Raw genomic sequence first — 19,697 nt, 5'->3', positions numbered from 1 at the left:
GGTTTACCAAGCCGTGTTCTGCGTTATGGAGGGCGCCGTGACATTGCCCCCGGACTTCACGCTTCTGCAGGTCGTGCCCGAGCTCGACACGGGCGGGGCCGAACAGACCACGATCGATGTCGCCCACGCTGTGGTGCGGGCCGGCGGCAAGGCGCTGGTGGCCACCCGCGGCGGTCGCATGGCTGCGCGGCTGGAGTCGGACGGCGGTCGGCTGGCCGAGATGCCGGTGCAGACCAAGAATCCCCTGGTGATGCTGGGCAACGCCGCGCGACTGGCGGACCTGATCCGCCGCGAAAAGGTGAGCCTGATTCACGCTAGGTCCCGCGCCCCGGCCTTTTCGGCCCTGTGGGCCGCCCAGGCCACCCGCACGCCCTTCGTGGCCACCTATCACGGGGTCTATAATGCGCGCTCCAGCCTGAAGCGCTGGTACAATGCGGTCATGACCCGGGGCGATCTGGTGATCGCCAATTCCGACTTCACCCGCGACCACGTGCTGGCTGAACATCAGCTTGATCCGGCCCGGATCGTCAGCATCCCCCGCGGCGTAGACCTCGAGCGCTTCAATCCCAACTGGGTTACGCCCGAGCGGGTGGAGGCCCTGCGCCAGGCGTGGAACCTTGCGCCCGACCTTAGCCGCACCACCTTCCTGCTGGCCGCCCGCCTGACCCGGATCAAGGGCCATGGGCCGGTGATCGAGGCGTTCGCCCGGCTGAAGGCGGAGGGTCGAGACGACTTCCGCCTGATCCTGGTCGGCGACGACCAGGGCCGGGTGGCCTACCGCGCCGAGCTGGAGGCCCAGATCGAGGCGGCTGGGCTGGGCGAGCGCGTACGGCTGGTCGGTCACTGCGATGACATGCCCGCGGCGTATCTGCTGGCCGACGTCGCCATCCTGCCGTCCATCGTCCCGGAGTCCTTCGGGCGGACAGCGGTAGAGCCCCAGGTCATGGGACGGCCGGTGCTGGCCTCTCAGCTGGGGGGCATGATCGAGACGGTGCTTCCCGGTGAAACCGGCTGGCTCGTCCCGCCCGGCGACGTGGACGCCTGGACTGCGGGCCTGGCCCGAGCGATCGAGGCTGGCCCTGGCCGCCTGGCCGCCATGGGCGCGACCGCCGCCAACCGGGCGCGCCAACTCTATTCGGTGGACGCCATGTGCGCCGCCACCCTTGAGGCCTATCAGCAGGTTTTGGAGGCGCGCGCCTGATGGCCTCTCGCGAGATCAAGAAGGTTCTGGTCGTCAAGCTCTCGGCCATGGGGGATTTCATCCTCGCCCTGGCGGCGGCCAAGAAGATCCGCCAGGCCCATCCGAAGGCGCAGATCACCCTGCTGACCACTCCGCCCTTTGAAGGGCTGGCCAAGCTCTGCCCCTATTTCAACGCCGTCGAGACCGACGGGCGGCCAGAGGGGGCCGGCGAATGGCTGGCCCTGGTGGGACGCCTCCGCAAGGCCCGCTACGACCGCGTCTACGACCTGCAGACCTCGTCCCGGTCGAGCATGATCTTCTATGGCCTCTGGCCCTTCGCCCCGGAGTGGTCGGGGATCGCCACCGGCTGCGCCCTGCCCCATCGCAATCCGCGGCGCGACCAGATGCACACCCTGGAGCGACATGCCGACCAGTTGAGGGCCGCCGGCATATGGCCAGACGCGCCCACGGAACCCGGCTCGGCCCCAGGGCCCGACGTCTCGTGGATCCTGCGAAAGGTCGAGGCCCCGCGCCCCGTGGCCGGCGGCATCGAGGCTAGGCCCTATGTGCTGATGGCGCCTGGCGGCTCGGCGCATCGGCTGGAGAAGCGCTGGCCCATCGAGAGCTACGCCCGGTTGGCCCGCGAGCTTTATGTCGGCGGTTTCGACATCGTCGTGGTCGGCGGCCCCCAGGAAAGCGCCCTGGCGCGCACCATTCAGAAGTCGGTCGACAAGGCCCGCGATCTGACCGGACGCACAGATCTGGCTCGAATCGCCATGCTGGGCGCCCGCGCCGCCCTGGTGGTCGGCAATGACACCGGGCCGGTTCACCTGGCCGCCGCCGCCGGGCCGCCGACCATCGTGCTGTTCTCCAAGGCCTCCGATCCGATCCTCTCGGCGCCCCGGGGGCATGTGGCCGCCCTGCAGGCCCAGGACCTGGCCGACATGCCGGTCGCTCAGGTGATGCAGGCCGTCCGCGCCCTGACGCGGTTTCCAAGCGGGGCGAATGCTTGATCGCGTCCGGCGCCATCGTCATATAGTCTGTCGTTCGGTGAGCGCGCCTGCGCGCGTCCACGACGTTCGTCACTGAAACAGACTTAGGAGCTTTGCCTATTCGCCGCCCCATGCAAGCGCCGCCCCAAAAGGAAGGGCCGCGCATCAACGAGGACATCCGTGTTCCGCGCGTCCTGCTGATCGATCAGCAGGGTGAGAAGCAGGGCGTGATGCCCACGTCGTCTGCTCTGGAAGCAGCCGCGGAAGCTGGCCTCGATCTGGTGGAGATCGTGCCCAACGCGGATCCGCCCGTTTGCAAGATTCTGGACTATGGAAAGTTCAAGTTCCAGGAACAGAAGAAGAAGAACGAGGCGCGCAAGCGGCAGAAGGTGGTGGAGATCAAGGAGATCAAACTCCGCCCCAACATCGACACCCACGACTACGAGGTGAAGTCCCGCTCGATGCATCGCTTCTTCGAGGAGGGCGACAAGGTGAAGGTCACCCTGCGCTTCCGCGGTCGCGAACTGGCCCACCCGGAACTCGGCATGAAGCTGCTGCAGAAGGTCAAGGCCGACTTCGAGGAAGTCGCCAAGGTAGAATACGAGCCCCGGATGGAGGGCCGCCAGATGATCATGATCCTGGCGCCGCGTTAGACCCAGAGACCCTTGAGACCGAAGAGGGGCCGGCGGCGACGCCGGCCTTTTTTTTGACGCCCCGATCAAAGGGACGAGGGAGATTTATCCAGGCCTCAGAAAATCTGGCGACGAGGGGCCTTGCCGGAATTCAAGGCTACGCCTAACAACCCCGCCATGTCGAAGACTGCGCGTAGCGCGGCGACTCCGTCCGCTATGGCCGCGCCGTCGCTGATCGCCGTCATCTTTATCAATATGCTGGGCTTCGGGATCATCGTTCCGTTGCTGCCCTTCTACGCCAAGTCGTTCGACGCCCCGGCCTGGCAGATCGCCCTGATCTTCTCGGCCTATTCGGCAGGCGCCTTCTTTGGCGAACCCTTCTGGGGCCGGCTGTCGGACCGCTATGGCCGCAAGCCGATCCTGATCAGCACCATCGCCGGCAACTGCCTGTGCTATCTCGCCCTGGCCTTCGCCCCCAATGTCTGGATCGCGCTCGGAGTCCGGTTTCTGGGCGGCCTGGCCAGCGGCAACGGATCGGTGATCCAGGGCTATATCGCCGATGTCACGCCGCCGGAAAAGCGCGCCCGCCGCATGTCCCACATGGGGGCGGCGTGGAATGTCGGCCTGATCGTCGGCCCGTCGGTCGGGGGCATCTTCGCCCATCCGGAGGCCGGCCCCCTGGGCTTCCGCCTGCCGCTGCTGATCGCCTCGAGCCTGGCGGCGGCTTCGGCCCTTTCGATTCTGATGTTCATCCGTGAAAGCCGCGCCCGCCAGGAGGTGTTCGAGCACCAGCCCAGCCGCTGGTCGGCCATCGGCGAGGCCGTCGGTCATCCTGTGGTGGGCCGCCTCATGCTGCTGACCTTCATGGTCGGCTTCGCCTTCACCGGGGTGGAATCGATCTTCGGCCTCTGGACCCAGGCGCGGTTCGACTGGGGGCCCCGCGAGATCGGCGTCTGCTTCGCCTTTGTCGGCGTCTGTGCGGCGACCACCCAGATGTTCGTCACCGGCCGGCTGTCTGAGCGCTATGGCGAAGGCCCGATGCTGGCCGTCGGCATGAGCCTGACCCTGGTCAGCGCGCTCGCCCAGCCGTTTGCGCCGAACGGGACCGTGGTCATCGCCCTGATGTGTTGCATGGCGGTGGGTCAGTCGGTGGCCTTCCCCAATGTCAGCGCGCTGATTTCCCGCACCGCCGATCCCAGCCGGACCGGCCAGATCCTGGGGCTGAACAACGCCATGGGCGCCTTGGCGCGGGTGGTCGGCCCCTTCTGCGCGGGCCTTGCCTTTGCGGGCATCTCCATCAGCGGTCCCTTCTTCCTCGCCGCCCTCATGCTGGCGCCGGCCATATGGCTGGCCCTGGCCGCCAGTCGGCGCGCCCCGGCCATGGAAGCCCAGCTTGACGACCTGGCTGAAGCCGAGGCCAGTCGGCCGTGACCTCCGAGGCGCCCAAGGATGATCCGCGGGCGCTGATCGTCCTTTTGTCGGTCATCTTCCTGAACATGGCCGGCTTTGGCCTGGTCATCCCGCTCCTGCCCTTCTTCGGCCAGGCGTTTGATGCGCCGGCCTGGCAGATCACCCTGATGTTCTCCGCCTTCTCGGTGGGCCAGTTCCTGGGCGAGCCCTTCTGGGGCAAGCTGTCGGACCGCATCGGGCGGCGACCCGTGCTGATCCTCACCACCGCCGGCGGGGCGCTGGCCTATGTGGCCCTGGCGCTGGCGCCCGGCATCTGGACGGCGCTCGCCGTGCGGCTGGTGAGCGGTTTCCTGTCCGGCAATATCTCCACCCTGCAGGGCTATCTGGCCGACATCACCCCGCCGCAGCAGCGCGCCGGGCGGATGGGGATCATGGGATCAGCCTTCTCCCTGGGCTTCATGGTAGGGCCGGCCCTGGGGGGCCTGCTGGCCCGGCCGGAGCTTGGGCCGACGGGCTTCCAGATCCCCCTCTATGCAGCCGCCGCCTTCGGCCTGGCCTCGGCGCTCGGGGTCTTCCTGTTCATGCGCGAAACCATCGTTCCGCAGGCCAAGGACGCGGTGCGGCCGCCGGCCCCGCCGCGGGGGGCGGTCCTGCGACAGGCCCTGGCCGACCCCGTCATCCTGCGGGTCTTCCTGATCAGCTTCGTGACCATTTCGGGCTTCGCCGGGATCGAGGCCACCTACGGGCTCTGGACCGAGGCCCGTTTCGGCTGGGGCCCGCAGCAGATCGGCCTGGCCTTCATGCTGGCCGGGGTCATCGGCGTGGTGGCCCAGGGCTCGCTGACAGGGCTGCTGGTGCGCCGCTATGGCGAGGGCCGGGTCCTGCTGGCGGGCCTGTGCCTCATGTTCGTGGGCATGGTGACCCAGTTCGCCGCCATAGGCTGGCCCATGGCGGTGCTGGGCCTGGCCATCGTCGTCTTCGGCCAGTCGATCACCTTCCCCAATCTGGTGGCCCTGATCTCCATGGCCACCCCGTCCGAGCGACAGGGCGAGGTGCTGGGCCTGAACATGTCCAACAACGCGCTGGCCCGCATCGGCGGCCCGGTCCTGGCCGGCCAGCTCTTCTCGCTGGTGGCGCCGGGGGCGCCGTTCGCGCTGACGGCCCTGCTGATCCTGCCGGCCATCTGGCTGTGCCTGCAGATCATGGCCAAGGTCGCTGATCGCCGGGCCTGAGTGGAGGCCGGCCAGCGGTCGCGGACTTGCCTTTTGTCCGGGCTTGGCGTAAGCACCCGCCCCTTCGGAGCCGTCTGGCCAACAGGCATGCCAGGACGGCTCATCAATACGCCAGAGGACGGGGCGCCTGGCGCTCCGCAAGTGAAATGCCGAAACTGAAGACGAAGTCAGGCGCCAAAAAGCGCTTCAAGCTCACCGCGACCGGCAAGATCAAGGCCGGCGTCGCGGGCAAGCGCCACCGCTTGATCAGCCATAACAGCAAGTACATCCGCCAGAACCGCGGCACCAAGGTCATGAGCGCGGCCGATACCCGCATCATCAAGACCTTCCTGCCCTACGGCCTGTGATCGGGAGCGCATAAGATATGGCACGCGTTAAACGCGGTGTGGTCGCCCACGCCAGACACAAGAAGGTTCTCGAGCAGGCCAAGGGTTTCTACGGCCGCCGCAAGAACACCATCCGGACCGCCAAGGCCGCCGTCGACAAGGCCGGCCAGTACGCCTATCGCGACCGCAAGGTGCGCAAGCGTAACTTCCGCTCGCTGTGGATCCAGCGGATCAACGCGGCGGCGCGCCTGGAAGGCATGACCTATTCGACCTTTATCTTCGGCCTCGACAAGGCCGGGATCGAGATGGATCGTAAGGTGCTCGCCGACATCGCGGGCAATGATCCGACCGGTTTCAAGGCCATCGCAGACAAGGTTCGCGCCGCGCTGGCTTAAGGATTGCGGAGAGCTTCCAGCTCTCCTCCGATCTTACGAGAAGCCCTCCGGCGTCGCCGTCGGAGGGCTTTTTGCTGCGCGCCCTTCCCGCCGATACGACCACGCGATAGAGCACCCAGGCCATGACCGACCTCAACACCCTCAAGACCGACCTGATCGCCCAGGTAGAGGCCGCGCCCGACGCCGCCGCCCTGGAGGCGATCCGCATCTCAGCCCTCGGCAAGAGCGGCCAGATCTCCGAGCTCCTGAAGTCGCTGGGCAAGATGAGCTCGGACGAACGCCGCGAGCAGGGCCCGCTGATCAACGGCCTGCGCGACGCTGTCGCCGGCCGCATCGCCGAGCGCAAGGCGCAGATGGAAGCCGCCGAGCTGGACCGCCGCCTGGCCGCGGAGGGCGTCGACCTGTCCCTGCCCGCCCCGCCCAGGCGCCGGGGCAGCGTCCATCCAACCATGCAGGTGATGGACGAGATGGTCTCGATCTTCGCCGAGATGGGCTTCTCGGTGGCCGAAGGGCCGGACATCGAGACCGACTTCAACAACTTCACCGCGCTGAACTTCCCGCCCAAGCACCCGGCGCGGGAGATGCACGACACCTTCTTCATGGCCGCCGACGAGGCCGGTGAACGCAAGGTGCTGCGCACCCACACGAGCCCCGTGCAGGTGCGGGTGATGCGCCAGATCAACGAGAAGGTCCCGGCCTGGGTCGCCACCGGCCAGGAGCCGCCGATCCGCGTGGTGGTGCCCGGCCGCACCTATCGCTGCGACTCCGACGCCACCCACACGCCCATGTTCCATCAGATGGAAGGCCTGGTCATCGACAAGGCGGTCCATATGGGCCACCTGAAATGGACGCTGGAGACCTTCATCTCGCGGTTCTTCGAGACCGAGGGCGTGGTCAGTCGGTTCCGGCCGCACCACTTCCCCTTCACCGAGCCCTCGGCCGAGATGGACGTCCAGTGCGACCGCTCCGGCGGTGACATCAAGATCGGTCAGGGGACCGACTGGCTGGAGGTGGTGGGCTGCGGGATGGTGCATCCCAATGTGCTGCGCAACTGCGGCCTGGACCCCGAAGTCTGGCAGGGCTTCGCCTTCGGCTTCGGCGTCGATCGGCTGGGGATGCTGAAATACGGCATGCCCGATCTGCGCGACATGTTCGCCGGCGACGCCCGGTGGCTGGGCCACTACGGCTTTTCGCCCTTCGCCATGCCCAACCCGGCCACGGGACTGAGCTGATCACCATTCGAGGCGTCTCCAAGACCGACGCCACCCCCCGGCGCAAGCGCGAGACCCAATTCGCAGCTTGCCCAGCCCCCTCGCAGGAGGGGACGGACCTGACGAGCTGACACGATGAAGTTCACCCTTTCCTGGCTCAAGGAACACCTGGACACCCAGGCCACCGTCGATCAGGTGGTCGAGGCCATGACCATGGCCGGCCTGGAGGTCGAGCATGTGGAGAATCCGGCGGCCAAGCTGGCGGCCTTCTCCGTGGCCAAGATCGTCGAGGCCGTGCAGCATCCCAATGCCGACCGGCTGCGGGTCTGCCAGGTGGACACCAAGGATGGCCGCAAGGAGATCGTCTGCGGCGCCCCCAACGCCCGGCCCGGCCTGACCACCATCTATGCGCCGCTGGGCGCCTATGTGCCCGGCTCTGGCATCACGCTCGAGGCGCGCCCGGTGCGCGGCGTCGTCTCCAACGGCATGCTCTGCTCGGCCTCCGAGCTCGAGACCGCCGAGGAGTCCGACGGGATCATGGAGCTGCCCGGCGATCTCGCCGTCGGGACGTCAGCCGCCGAGGCGCTCGGCCTGGAGGCCGTCATCGACTTCGAGGTGACCCCCAACCGCCCCGATTGGCTGGGCGTCGCCGGCATCGCCCGCGACCTGGCCGCCGCCGGCCTCGGTACGCTGAAGGACATCTCGGTCGTCCCGGTAAAGGGCGCCTTCCCCTGCCCGGTCTCGGTCCGTCTCGACAGCCCCGAGGCCTGCCCGATCTTCGCCGGCCGGCTGATCCGCGGCGTGAAGAACGGCCCCTCGCCGGCCTGGCTGCAGCACCGGCTGATCTCCATCGGCCTGCGCCCGATCAATACACTGGTCGATATCACCAACCTGATCTCCTACGACCGCGCCCGGCCCCTGCACGTCTATGACCGGGCCAAGCTGGTGGGTGAGGTGATTGTCGCCCGGCTGGGCGCCGGCCGGGATGCGAACGCCCCGGCCCACACCGATGAGCCGACGCCGGCCGAGCACCGGGACGAGCAGCTGATCGCCCTGGACGGCAAGACCTACGACATCACCTCCGAGATGTGCGTCATCGCCGACGCCGGCGGTGAGCGCCCGGTGGGCCTGGGCGGCGTCATGGGCGGCGAGAGCACCGGCTGTTCGGAGGACACCACCGAGGTCTTCGTGGAGAGCGCCTGGTTCGATCCGATCCGCACCGCCCAGACCGGCCGGACCACCGGCATCACCTCGGACGCTCAGTACCGCTTCGCCCGTGGGGTCGATCCGGGCTTCGTGGTCGATGGCCTCGAGCTGGCAACCCGGCTGATCCTCGACCTGTGTGGCGGCGAGGCCTCGGACGTCGTCGTCGCCGGCGAGGCGCCGGCCGCGCCAGGCCCCATCACATTTGATCGGAGCTATGTGCGTCAGCTCACCGGCCTTTCCCTGGCTGATACGCGCATCGACCAGATTCTGACGGACCTGGGCTTCGCCGTGGACGGCGCACAGGTCACCCCGCCCACCTGGCGTCGCGACGTGGAGGGTCGGGCCGACCTGGTGGAGGAGGTCGCTCGGATCGAGGGCTATGGCGCCCTGCCCGTCGAGCCCCTGCCCGAAATGCCCCGCCCGGCCGGCGGAGTGCTGAGCCTGCGCCAGGGCCGGATGCGCACCGCCCGGCGGGCCATGGCCGCCCTGGGCTATGCCGAGGCCATCACCTGGAGCTTCCTGCCGCGCGAAGCCGCGCGCCTGTTCGGCGGCGGCGGCGGCGCGCTGATGATCGCCAACCCGATTTCGGCCGACCTGGACTGCATGCGCCCCTCGGCCCTGCCCAACCTGATCGAGGCGGCCGGCCGCAACGCCCGCAAGGGCTTCGCCGACGTCGCCCTGTTCGAGATCGGCCCGATCTATCGGGACGACACGCCAGAGGGCCAGTCGGTCGTGGTCGCAGGACTCATCGCCCCCCACTCGCCGCGGCGGTGGGACGGCGGCGGCGATGATCCGCTGTTCGCCCTGAAGGCCGATCTCATGGGCCTGCTCGAGGAACTGGGCGCGCCGGCCCTGCAGACCGCCCAGGGCTCCACCTCGTCCTGGTGGCATCCTGGCCGCTCGGCCCGCCTGCAGCTCGGCCCCAAGACCATTGTCGCGGAGTTCGGCGAGCTGCATCCGCGAGTGCTGAAGGCTTTGGACGTGGCCGGCCCGATGCTGGCCTTCGAGTTGAATGTGGACGCCCTGCCCGAAGGCAAGCGGAAGGCGGTGAAGACCAAGCCCGCCCTTGCGCTGTCACCCTACATGCCGCTCAGCCGCGATTTCGCCTTTGTGGTCGAGGAAGGCGTCGCGGCCGGTGACCTGATCCGGGCCGTGGCCGGGGCCGACAAGGCGCTGATCGCCCAGGCGAGGGTGTTCGACGTCTATCGCGGTCCGGGGCTTGGCGAGGGCGTGAAGTCCCTGGCCGTGGAGATCCTGGTCCAGCCGCAGGACCACACCCTGGCCGAAGCCGAGATCGAGCAGCTGTCGGCCAAGGTCGTGGCCGCCGCAGCCAAGGCCGTGGGCGCGAAACTGCGAAGCTAGGACAAGGGGCGCAGCGACGGCCGCGCCCGACGCCTTAGAACGGGAAGAGGTTCCGCTGCCGGCTATAGGCCAGGTAACCGATATTGGCGCCCAGGCGCAGGCCGACGCCGGCCCGGATCGGCGCCAGGATGATGTCGCTGGCCTTCTGGTAGTTCACACCCAGGCCGCCCACCAGATAGGCCGAGCCCTCCACGCCCGGGAAACGCTGATAGATGGCGTCCGGATAGTGCAGGTTGTAGCAGAGGGTGAAGACCCGGCTGGCGTTGCCGCCGAAATCCCATCCCACTGAAGGCCCTTGCCAGAACACTTCCTGGGTCTGGCGGTTCTTCATATAGAGCAGGCCACGGCCATAACGGGCGCCGATGGCGATGGCCGCTGAGCCTTCCTCGCCGGCGATATAGCCCGTGGGCTGACCGTTCTCGGCGAAGATGCGCTCCACCGCGCCGCCGGCGGCCTCTGCCGTCACGCCCATGAAGTCCGAGACGTCCCTGACGATCTCATCGCGGGAATAGGTCGCGGCCTGCTGGGCCTCGGCCGGGTAGTTGGGGTCCTGCTCGGGCAGGGGCGCGCCCTGGGGGGTCGGCTGGGCCGTGGCGCAGCTGGCGAGGCCTGCCGAGCCGGCCGCCGCCAGTCCGCTTACGATCAGCTTGCGACGGTCCATGTGGTTCTCCTGATGACGGTGGGATCGTCCCGTCTCTCGAAGGCATGAATGGGGCAGCTTGGTTAAACCCCGATTAAGCATGTTTGGTTGACCGAGGCGGCCCTGACATCCCCCAGGTTCCGACCTACGGCGCATCGCCCCAGTTCAGATAGATCGGGTTGCCGATGGCCAGCAGGGAGCCGCTCTCGTCCCGCAGGTTGATCCGGAGCCAGCGGCGCTGGCCGTCGCTGCGGCGGGTGAAGGTCTGATCGATCTGTTCGCCGGCCTGGGCGGGCAGCAGTTCACGGACTCCACCCGACTCGACCACTTCGATCCGCGCGCCCGAGGCGCCTTCGATGGCGACGCGGAAGGCGATAGACGCGCCGGCCGGGGCGTCCAGAGCGCCGCCCATCAGCGCGGTGCGCCCGGCGGCGGCCGCCTCCAGGTCAAGCCGTTTCAGGCCGGGATGGCCAAGGTCGATGAAGACACGCCCCGCCCGGAGGCCGGCCATCAGGTCAGACTGCGAGAGGCTGGCGGCATGGATGACCGTGGCCGGCCGCCCAAGGGCGCCGGGCGCCTCCACCGGTCGGTCGGGGTCGTGGCTGTCACTTCCGCCGATGGCGGTCAGTCGGTGGCCCTGATCGAGCAGGCCTTCCCAGAAGCCGACGCCGCTGAGCGGGCTCTCCGCGCGGCCCCCGAACGCGGCCATGGCGCCGCCATTCAGAACCTCGATGGCATGAACCTTCGACCAGTCGATCTCCGCCTGCCAACCACACCCCATGCAGGCCTCGCCCGACGGCATGCGCGGGTGGTTGACCGAGACGGTCGCGCCCAGGGCCCCGGCCCTGTCCAGCACCCTGTCCAGATCGGCCGCTCCCGGCGCGCCCAGTCGGAACTCCAGGGGCGCGGTCAGGCCCAGGAGATTGGCGTGACCCTGGAAGGTGGTCAGCTCGCGGCCCGGGATCAGCAGGATGTCGTCGAAATAGGGCTGCAACTCCCGCAGCGCCTGGGTGTGGGAGACGGCGTTGTGTTCGGTAAGCGCAATGAAGTCGAGATCACGCGCGGCGGCGGTTTCGACGACGCGAAAGACGGGACAGGGGATGCGCACGCCAAGCCGGCTGCGGCAACTTCCATCGCTGTGGCCGGAATGGGCGTGGAGGTCGCCGCGCCACCAGGCCGGGCCTTGCCGTAGGGGCGCCTCTGTCAGGCCCACGGAAGGCGCGCCCTGGGGATCGAGCCAGATCTCGGCGACATAGGTCGTCGTCACCCCCGGTCGGAGGTTGGGAACCCCCAGGACGAGGTTCCAGGTTCCCGCTGGGAGTGGGCCGGGCAGGTAGGCCGGCGTCGCATCGGTCTCGGCCACGGTGAAACGATCCCGCGCCCCGCCGCTCCAGCCTCGGAAGCGGTCCGGGTCGCGCAGGCCAAGATCGATTGTCGTGCGGTCGCCCGCGCCGTCATGCCGAAACACGACCGTCAACCGCCCGGTCTCCGGAGGCACCGCGAAGGGCAACTCGACATAGGTCTCGTGATTCTGGCGGCTGAGTTCCCCCTCTAGGCGGATGTCGGCGCGACGCTCGGCAGCGGCGAAGGGTGGCGCGGCGGTCAGAGCCATCACCAGGGCGACGATCCACGCGCCCGCGCCTGCGACCTGAAACCGGCCCATGTCCGCCTCCCGAGGGTTCACCGAGCCTGCGCCGCCCCACGACTCCAGCATCGACGCCAATCTGGAGAAAGAACAGCCCGCAATCCGATGCAGCCGGCGTCTTGGCGCGCCGCCTGCGACAACGGAGCAGCTTGGCGCCCTCCCCCGCTAACGGCCCCTTCACTCCGTCCTGCGAGGCTATTCCTCTTTGGAGGAGTACGTCCGTGTCGGCCCTGGCTTGTCTGCGCGTTGTGGTTCGTTCCGAGCAGACCAGCCTGTCTGAAGCCATGTTCAGCGCGCTTGTGGCCAAGTTCACCAGCGCCTTTCTGGAAGTGCGCTGGGCGTGGCCACGGAAATTCTCGGCGCTGAACCCCTACGCCTTCCTGCTTAACGATCCCACGGCGACAGAACTGGACACCGCCGAGCTCGGCCGGCTGTCGGCCGAACTCCATGCGCATCTGTTCGGCGCGACCAATGATGAAAGCGCCAAGGTCACGGTCCTGCTGTTCGAAGGCGAAGACGCGGCCATGGCGAAGTTCGCCGAATTGGGCGACGGCGAGCTTGAGCGGGCCATGGTCGATCCGGCGGCGGCTCCGGAGGGCGGTCGACTGAGCCGCATCGCCACCGATGGAAGCCGCCTGCAGTTGCCGCCGCCCGACGGCTCGAATCTGGCTGAAGACGAAACCCGAAGCCCAAGACCCCCGGCCCCCTTCCGCGAACGCGAGCCGAATGTGGAGGGCCTGCAGGGCATCTACTATCCCGCCCGCCAGATCTTCGTCGGCGACGTGATCAGCAGCACGCCCGGAGATTCGCGCACCCGCTACAGCCTGGTTGACGGCGAGGAGCATCTCCCGCCCGAATCCGCGGCCTTCGACGCCGATTGCGTGATCGCCGCCATGGCCTTCCTCGCCGAGGCCCAGGCTGACACCCCGCTCTACCTGCCGGTTTCGTTCTCGACCCTGCTGCGACCTTCCAGACGGGCGGCCTATGCGGAGGTGCTGTCGATCCTGCCGCATTCCGAGCGGCGGCGGCTGTCCGCGGCCGTCTACGACGTTCCCCGCGCCCCATCGTTCCAGGCGTTGAAACAGCTGCACGAAGCCCTGGACGAGCATTTCAGCGCCATCGACCTGCGAACCCGGGACCCAGCCTTCGAGATCGAGCAGCTCAACGCGGAGGCGGTGACCAGCGTCACCCTGGTCCTACCCCAGGCAGAACCGGAGCGGCGGCTCATCGTGCTGCGGCGCTTCATCAGCAAGATCGACGCCTATAAGCGCCGTCGGATCTGGCCCGCCGTGACCAATGTGCGGCACCCGCGGGAGCTGGACCTGGCCCTGGAGGCGCACCTGCCCTTCATCACCGGGCCGGCGGTATGCCGCCTGCAACCCAGGCCCATGGGCGGGCGATCCTGGCCGGTGGACCAGTTGCCCGTGCCGTCTCCGGCCGAAGCCCTGCACAGGGCCAGCGCCTGACAACGCCACCACGGGCTGACTCAGATCAATGGCGAAGGGCGTCGGCGCCCTCAGTATCCTGACGCCGGACCGGCCATACGTCAGGAGATCGCCATGCCCGCCCCTTCCAAAGCCGCCCCGCCCGCCATCGGCGCCCTTCTTGTCCATGTGGGGCCAGGCGAGGACTCGGCCAGCCGGCTGAACGCGAGCGTCGCCCTGGCCGGCGAGCTGGAGGCCCGGTTGATCGGACTGGGCGCCGAGATGGTCGAACCTCTGCTGGCCACCCCCTATAGCGGCGTGAACACCGCCGAATGGGTCACAGCCATGACCCAGCAGGTGGAGGCCGACCTGAGCGCGGCCAGGGCGAGCTTCGATCATCTCGCCTCCCGCGTAGAGCGCGAGTGGCGCGAGGCCCGCGACATGCCCGCCCACGCCCTGGCGGCGAGCGCCAGGGCGTGCGACCTGATCATCGTATCCGCCCATCCAAGTCAGAACCATTTCCACGCCGCCGATCCCGCCGAGGTGGTGATGCGCAGCGGCCGCCCGGTGCTGATCATGCCCGACCAGGCCAAGCCCTTGAACGGCAAGCGCATCGTCGTGGCCTGGAAGGACACCCGGGAGGCCCGGCGCGCCCTGGCCGACGCCCTGCCCTTCCTGCACCGGGCCGACCAGGTGCTGGTCGTGGGGGTTTGCAGCGCCGATCAGCAAGGCGCCGTGCAGGCTCAGGTGGAGGACGTGGCCGCCTATCTCGTGGATCGGGGCCTCTCGGCTCAGGCGCAGGTGAGCGTCGTGCCGGAGGCCGGCGTAGTCGACCAACTGAACAAGGCCGCCGACGCCCTGGGTGCTGATCTGATTGTGGCCGGCGCCTATGGCCACAGCCGGCTGCGGGAGTGGGCGTTCGGCGGCGTGACCCGTACGCTGCTGGACGAGCCCAGCCGCTACCTCCTGCTCAGCCACTGAAGACGGCTGAGCCGGGGCTCAGACCTGGTTGACGATATTGCCCTTCACGGCCGCGCGGCCATCCGGCGCGAGGTCGGTGCGGGTCTGCGGCAAGGACAGCGGTCCCGCGAGGCGGGCGTTCACCGCGTCGATGCCTGCAGGGCCATGGCCGCGGGCCAGGAGATAGCGCAGGGAGATCCGCTCGTGATCGGCGGCGTCGGGCTGGGTGCCGTGCAGGGTGCAGGCGTGCCAGATGGCCGCAAATCCCGCCGGGCCGGTGAGCAGGCGCTGATGCGTCTTCACCTCGCGCCCGCGGCCGTCACGGTAGGTCCAGGCGTCCGCGCCGTCCCGCTGAAGGTCGTGCGGAAACACCGTGCCCCCGAGGCGGTGACTGCCGGTCAGCAGGAACAGGGGCGCGTCCTGCGGTCCCACGGGATGGAGATAGACGTAGAGGGTCAGGAAATCGGCCGGCCGGTCACGGTAGTCGATCAGGTCCTGGTGGAAGTCGATGCCGTAGAAATAGGTCACATCGCGGTATTCCGGCCGCACATAGGCGCCGAGATTGTTCACCGGATTGCCGAGAATCCGCTGGCGCAGCCAGTCCGGCACGGCGGTCTGGGGCACGCCGCAGACCACCTTTCGGTTCAGCAGTTCATAGCCCTCGCCCAGCAGGGCCTGCAGGGCCGAGGCGATGTGGGGCGCCTGATCGACAAAGCCCAGCCGGTCTTCGAAGCGCTCCAGAAGATTGCGCCCCGGCCGCGGGTTGACGCCCACATACTGCGGATCGGCGTCGAACTCGGCCTCGCTGAGAAACAGCCGGTGGTCGAAGGGGCGGGTCGCGCGGATCTCGGCCAGAAGGCTCGCCGCCGCCGCGGGGTCCACCAGATCCTCAAAGACGTGGACGCCATCCAGGGCGAAATCGTCGATCGCGGGGTGACCGGCAACCGGGGTTGGAGCGCGAACAGCGGTCATTGGGCCTCCCAGGATGCCCGAAATCCTCGCCCGGCTCCCCTGAAGATAGCGTTAACTATAGGGGCCGGCTCAGGCGGGCCTGAGGCCACGCCAACCAAACGCCAAGATGAGGATCAGCAGGGCCTCCAGCACCATGGGCGGGAGCGACATCAGGTCCCAGCCGCCGGCCAGCAGGCTGACGACCCGCCCTGCCAGGGCCAGGCTCAGCAGCACCAGGGCCGGCGCCAGCCAGCGCCGCTCGGCGCGCAGGGCGGCGCCCAGGACGAACAGCCCGCCGCCGGCGAAGAAGGCGCCCATGTCAGCGCGCAATGTGGCCAGGCCAAGCGGGCTCTGGGCGGCGAGGCCCAGGGTGGCGGCCATGGCTTCGGGACGCGTCCAGATGCGCAGGGCGATGGCCACGAACAGCACGCCCACCGCGCCCAGGAGGCCTCGCATGATCATCCTGCCCAGGCGCGCCGCTCGCTCCGGCTGGCGGCGGCCGTAGCGACGGGCGCCTAGCACCGCCGCGACGACGACGAGCAGAATCAGACTTAGACCCGCCAGCAGCGGGGTGCGGAAATCCGCGAGGATATGCAGCCCGAGGTTGGCCGCCACCTGCCGGTCGGCGGAAAAGCCCTCCGGGATCTCGGCCGCGCCGACGGCCTTGGCGTAGGCGTCATAGTCGGCCAGCATCTCGGCGAACCTCGCAGGCTGTTCAGCGGCCAGGTCCCGGGTTTCACCAGGATCGCGGACGATGTCGTAGAGCCGCCAGGATGGATCGCCCCAGGCGCCGGCGTTGCGGGTCAGCTTGTAGTCCCCCTTGAACAACGCCGCCTCGCCCGCCGCCTCCAGTCCCACCGGGTCCCGCGGCCCATAGATGGCGCTGGCCTGTTCCCGAAGGACCGGACCCAGGCTGCGGCCGTGCATGGGCGGCCCGGTGTCGGCGACTCCGGCCAAGTCCAGCAGGGTGGGCGCAATGTCGGAGATCAGGGTGAAGGCGCGCTCGGTCTGGCCCTGCGGAAGACCGGGGCCAGCCAGGATCAGCGGCACGCGCAAGCCCCCCTCCCCCGCATAGAACTTGTAGAGGGCGCCGGGCGCCGCCGCGGCGCTGGCCCAGCCAGGACCGATGGCGCCGTAGGTTCCGGGTCCGCCGAGGGTCTCGACCTCCTGGCTATAGCCCTGTCGCCGCATCCAGGCGCGGAACAGCGGATGGACGGTCGGGTCGCCCGCCTCAGGGCCATTGTCGGACAGGACTACGAACAGGGTGTTCTCATACTGGCCGCGAGCCTTCAGATGGGCCACCAGCCGGCCAAGGTGGTGATCCATGGCCTCAAGCATGGCGGCGTTGACCGCCATGGAGCGAGCGGCCAGGGCCTGTTCGTCGGGCGTCAGGGCATTCCAGTCGGAGACGCTGCCGGGCGAGGGGTCCATGGGCGTATCAGCGGCGATCAGGCCCGAGGAGATCGCCCCCTCCCGACGCCGGGCGCGCTGTGCGGCCCAGCCATCCAGATAGGCGGCCTCATACTTGCGGACGAAGGCCTCCGGCGCCTGGACCGGAATATGGATGGCCAGAAACGGCAGATAGGCGAAGAAGGGACGAGCCGCCTCCGCCCCCTGCGCGCCGTCGATATAGGCGATCATCTGGTCGACCAGGAAGGCGGAGGAATAGAAGTCCTTCGGCAAGGTCGCCGGCTGGCCGTCCTCGAACCAGGGCGCCCGCTCATAGAGGGGGAAGTAGGACCGCTGGTCCCAGTTGTCTGCGCCCGTGGCGTCCATGGCGAAGGACCGGTCGAAGCCGTGGGCGTCGGGCAGGTCGCCAGAACCGTGGCCCAGGTGCCATTTGCCGGCCATGTAGGTCCGATAGCCGCCGCGCTTCAGGCGGGTGGCGAGTGTTTCCACGCCTGGCGCCAGGCGCCCCTGATAGGCCGGCAGATCCCGGTGCGCCCTGGGCGTGGTTTCCGGCAGGTTGGCGACGCCGGCGGTGTGACTGTCGACGCCGGTCATCAGCATGGCGCGCGAGGGGGCGCACATGGGGGTGGCGTGGAAGTTGGAAAAGCGCACGCCGCGGGCCGCGAGAGCGTCGATGGTCGGTGTGGCGATCTCGCTCCCATAGGCGCCGAAGTCGGTATAGCCGGCGTCGTCCACCAGGATCAGCACGATATTGGGCCGCCCGGCCTCAGGCTGGGCCGACGCGGGGACGGCGGCCAGGACGGCGCAGATGAGTCCCAGCGTCCCGCGCCAGAACCACCTATAGGCCTGCGCCATGCGCCCCAGGATCGTGCTGGCCGACATCTGAGCCCCCAAAATATTGCACTTGATATGCCATAATATGCCGAGGCGACGGCGTTCGTCCATGGCGCAGTGGTCGAGACGACGGCCGGGGAAAGAACTTGAGTGGCGCACACTTTGGCGTGTAGCGTGCCAATATAACAGATGCCTGGGGAGGCGACGATGGCGCGGAAGATCTGGCTCGGCCTGGCGGCCGCTCTCGTGGTGGCGATCGGCCTGGGGGCGGCCAACTACAAGTCCATCCTCCTCTTCCTGGTGGGTAATCTGGGCAAGCAGGAGATCGCCGCGAACCAGGAGATCATCTGGGATCGGGGGCCCGCACAGGCGGTCGGCGGGGATCGCCCGCCCAATGTCATCGTCATCCTTGCGGACGACCTAGGGATCAACGACATCAGCACCTTCGGTGGCGGGATCGCCGGGGGCCTCGTGCAGACGCCGAATATCGACGCCCTGGCCGCCCGTGGCGCCAACCTGACCCAGGCCTATGCCGGCCAGGCGACCTGCGCGCCCTCGCGGGCCATGATCATGACCGGGCGCTACGCCACCCGGCACGGCTTCGAGTTCACCCCGACCCCCGACGGCATGACCCGTATTCTGGAGATGTTCTACAACGACGGCTCGCGACCCCACCCGATGCTGCGGGACGCCGAGGCGGCCAAGAACACGCCGCCAATGGTCGAACAAGGCCTGCCGGGCAGCGAGATCACCCTGGCCGAGGTGCTCAAGACCCGCGGCTACCACACCGTCCACATCGGCAAGTGGCACCTGGGCGACACTGACGAATTCAGCGCCAACGCCCAGGGCTTCGATGAAAGTCTGCTGATGGCCAGCGGCCTCTATCTGCCCGAGGACGACCCCAATGTGGTCAACGCCAAGGTGGACTTCGACCCCATCGACAGGTTCCTCTGGGCGCGGATGCAGGCGGCCGCCAAGTTCAACGGCGGGCCGATGTTCGCCCCGCGGGGCTATCTCACCGACTACTACACCGAGGAGTCGGTGAAGGTGATCGAGGCCAACCGCAACCGCCCGTTCCTGCTCTATCTGGCGCATTGGGGGGTGCATACCCCGCTGCAGGCCACCCGCGCCGACTATGACGCCCTGCCCCAGATCAAGGACCACCGGCTGCGGGTCTATGGCGCCATGATGCTGGCGCTGGACCGCAGCGTCGGCAAGATCATGGCCGCCCTCGAGGCCCAGGGTCTGGCCGACAACACCATCGTGGTCTTCACCAGCGACAATGGCGGGGCCGGCTATATCGGCCTGCCCGAGGTCAACCAGCCCTACCGGGGATGGAAGATGACCTTCTTCGAGGGCGGCCTGCGCACGCCGATGTTCATCTCCTGGCCCGGGCGGATCGCGCCGGGCTCGCAGCTGAGCGATCCGGTGGCCCATATCGACCTGATGCCGACCCTGGCCGCGGCGGCCGGCGCCCAGACGCCGAGCGACCGGGTGATCGACGGGGTGGACCTGACGCCCTGGCTGATGGGCGCAGGCCCCGGCCGGGCGCCGCACGAGACCCTGTTCTGGCAGAGCGGCTATTATCGCGCCGTGCTGCACCAGGGCTGGAAGCTGCAGACCTCCGACCTGCCCAAGAAGGACTGGCTCTACCATCTGGCCGCAGACCCCACCGAGCAGACCAATCTGGCGGCGTCCAATCCGGAGAAGGTGGGCGAGCTGAAGGCCCTGCTGGCGGCCCACCAGGCGGCCGGCCGCGGGCCCTTGTTCCCCAATGTCGGTTCGGTGCCGGTGATGGTCGACAAGACCCTGGGCGATCCCGCCACCGAGGCCGACGAATTCGTCTACTGGCCCGGCTGATGGCGCGCGCCGAGGTGTCGAGAGTCG

General features: G+C 68.5%; 16 protein-coding genes. 12 read left to right on the top strand and 4 right to left on the bottom strand.

Features of this window, described 5'->3' with window-relative positions; genetic code table 11:
• Positions 1-37: 37 nt before the first annotated feature.
• The 9 genes from V7702_RS00335 to pheT all read left to right on the top strand — a co-directional run bounded on the left by V7702_RS00335 (position 38) and on the right by pheT (position 9,946).
• Entirely contained in the window at positions 38-1,201 is a 1,164-nt protein-coding gene (locus V7702_RS00335; RefSeq protein ID WP_335648152.1) for a glycosyltransferase family 4 protein, read from the top strand.
• On the top strand, positions 1,201-2,193 hold the full coding sequence (locus tag V7702_RS00330; protein WP_335648151.1) for a glycosyltransferase family 9 protein: 993 nt from the start codon (positions 1,201-1,203) through the stop codon (positions 2,191-2,193). Before V7702_RS00335 ends, V7702_RS00330 begins: the two co-directional genes overlap by 1 nt.
• 110 nt (positions 2,194-2,303) lie before the next feature.
• On the top strand, positions 2,304-2,825 hold the full coding sequence (gene infC / locus V7702_RS00325) for a translation initiation factor IF-3 (RefSeq protein WP_304713508.1): 522 nt from the start codon (positions 2,304-2,306) through the stop codon (positions 2,823-2,825).
• 195 nt (positions 2,826-3,020) lie between these two features.
• Positions 3,021-4,235: an MFS transporter gene (locus V7702_RS00320; RefSeq protein ID WP_442958376.1), complete on the top strand. Its 1,215-nt coding sequence runs from the start codon at positions 3,021-3,023 to the stop codon at positions 4,233-4,235.
• Positions 4,232-5,446 carry an MFS transporter gene (locus V7702_RS00315; RefSeq protein WP_335648149.1) on the top strand — a complete coding sequence of 405 codons (1,215 nt, stop codon included), beginning with the start codon at positions 4,232-4,234 and terminating at the stop codon, positions 5,444-5,446. Before V7702_RS00320 ends, V7702_RS00315 begins: the two co-directional genes overlap by 4 nt.
• Positions 5,447-5,592: 146 nt before the next feature.
• Positions 5,593-5,793, top strand: coding sequence for a 50S ribosomal protein L35 (gene rpmI / locus V7702_RS00310; RefSeq protein WP_293321436.1), 201 nt, complete (start codon positions 5,593-5,595; stop codon positions 5,791-5,793).
• Between the two features lie 17 nt (positions 5,794-5,810).
• Positions 5,811-6,167 (top strand): 50S ribosomal protein L20, encoded by a 357-nt coding sequence (gene rplT / locus V7702_RS00305; protein WP_293321438.1) that lies wholly within the window; start codon positions 5,811-5,813, stop codon positions 6,165-6,167.
• Between the two features lie 122 nt (positions 6,168-6,289).
• Complete coding sequence (gene pheS / locus V7702_RS00300; RefSeq protein WP_335648148.1) at positions 6,290-7,399, top strand: phenylalanine--tRNA ligase subunit alpha; 1,110 nt, start codon at positions 6,290-6,292, stop codon at positions 7,397-7,399.
• A 114-nt stretch (positions 7,400-7,513) separates the two neighbouring features.
• Positions 7,514-9,946 carry a phenylalanine--tRNA ligase subunit beta gene (pheT, locus tag V7702_RS00295; RefSeq protein WP_335648147.1) on the top strand — a complete coding sequence of 811 codons (2,433 nt, stop codon included), beginning with the start codon at positions 7,514-7,516 and terminating at the stop codon, positions 9,944-9,946.
• Positions 9,947-9,980: 34 nt separating this feature from the next.
• Here the strand turns inward: pheT and V7702_RS00290 are convergent, their stop codons facing one another.
• Both V7702_RS00290 and V7702_RS00285 read right to left on the bottom strand, forming a co-directional pair.
• Positions 9,981-10,607, bottom strand: coding sequence for a DUF1134 domain-containing protein (locus tag V7702_RS00290; RefSeq protein ID WP_335648146.1), 627 nt, complete (start codon positions 10,605-10,607; stop codon positions 9,981-9,983).
• Between the two features lie 124 nt (positions 10,608-10,731).
• Positions 10,732-12,249 carry a CehA/McbA family metallohydrolase gene (locus tag V7702_RS00285; RefSeq protein ID WP_335648145.1) on the bottom strand — a complete coding sequence of 506 codons (1,518 nt, stop codon included), beginning with the start codon at positions 12,247-12,249 and terminating at the stop codon, positions 10,732-10,734.
• Positions 12,250-12,452: 203 nt separating this feature from the next.
• Here V7702_RS00285 and V7702_RS00280 point away from each other — a divergent pair, with 203 nt between their 5' ends.
• Positions 12,453-13,697, top strand: a complete 1,245-nt coding sequence (locus V7702_RS00280) for a hypothetical protein (RefSeq protein WP_335648144.1) — start codon at positions 12,453-12,455, stop codon at positions 13,695-13,697.
• Positions 13,698-13,790: 93 nt separating this feature from the next.
• Entirely contained in the window at positions 13,791-14,636 is an 846-nt protein-coding gene (locus tag V7702_RS00275) for a universal stress protein (RefSeq protein ID WP_335648143.1), read from the top strand.
• Positions 14,637-14,654: 18 nt separating this feature from the next.
• Here the strand turns inward: V7702_RS00275 and V7702_RS00270 are convergent, their stop codons facing one another.
• Positions 14,655-15,587: a phytanoyl-CoA dioxygenase family protein gene (locus V7702_RS00270; RefSeq protein ID WP_335648142.1), complete on the bottom strand. Its 933-nt coding sequence runs from the start codon at positions 15,585-15,587 to the stop codon at positions 14,655-14,657.
• A 69-nt stretch (positions 15,588-15,656) separates the two neighbouring features.
• Positions 15,657-17,858 (bottom strand): arylsulfatase, encoded by a 2,202-nt coding sequence (locus V7702_RS00265; RefSeq protein WP_335648141.1) that lies wholly within the window; start codon positions 17,856-17,858, stop codon positions 15,657-15,659.
• A 159-nt stretch (positions 17,859-18,017) separates the two neighbouring features.
• On the opposite strand from V7702_RS00265, the gene V7702_RS00260 reads away from it, so the two are divergent.
• The gene (locus V7702_RS00260; protein WP_335648140.1) at positions 18,018-19,670 is read left to right on the top strand and encodes a sulfatase-like hydrolase/transferase; all 1,653 of its coding nucleotides are present in this window, start codon (positions 18,018-18,020) and stop codon (positions 19,668-19,670) included.
• The last annotated feature ends 27 nt before the right edge of the window (positions 19,671-19,697 follow it).

The organism is Phenylobacterium sp. (assembly GCF_036963605.1).
Taxonomy (GTDB): Bacteria; Pseudomonadota; Alphaproteobacteria; order Caulobacterales; family Caulobacteraceae; genus Phenylobacterium.
Note: the sequence above shows the minus strand (reverse complement) of the source record. Positions and strands in the feature narration are given on the sequence as shown.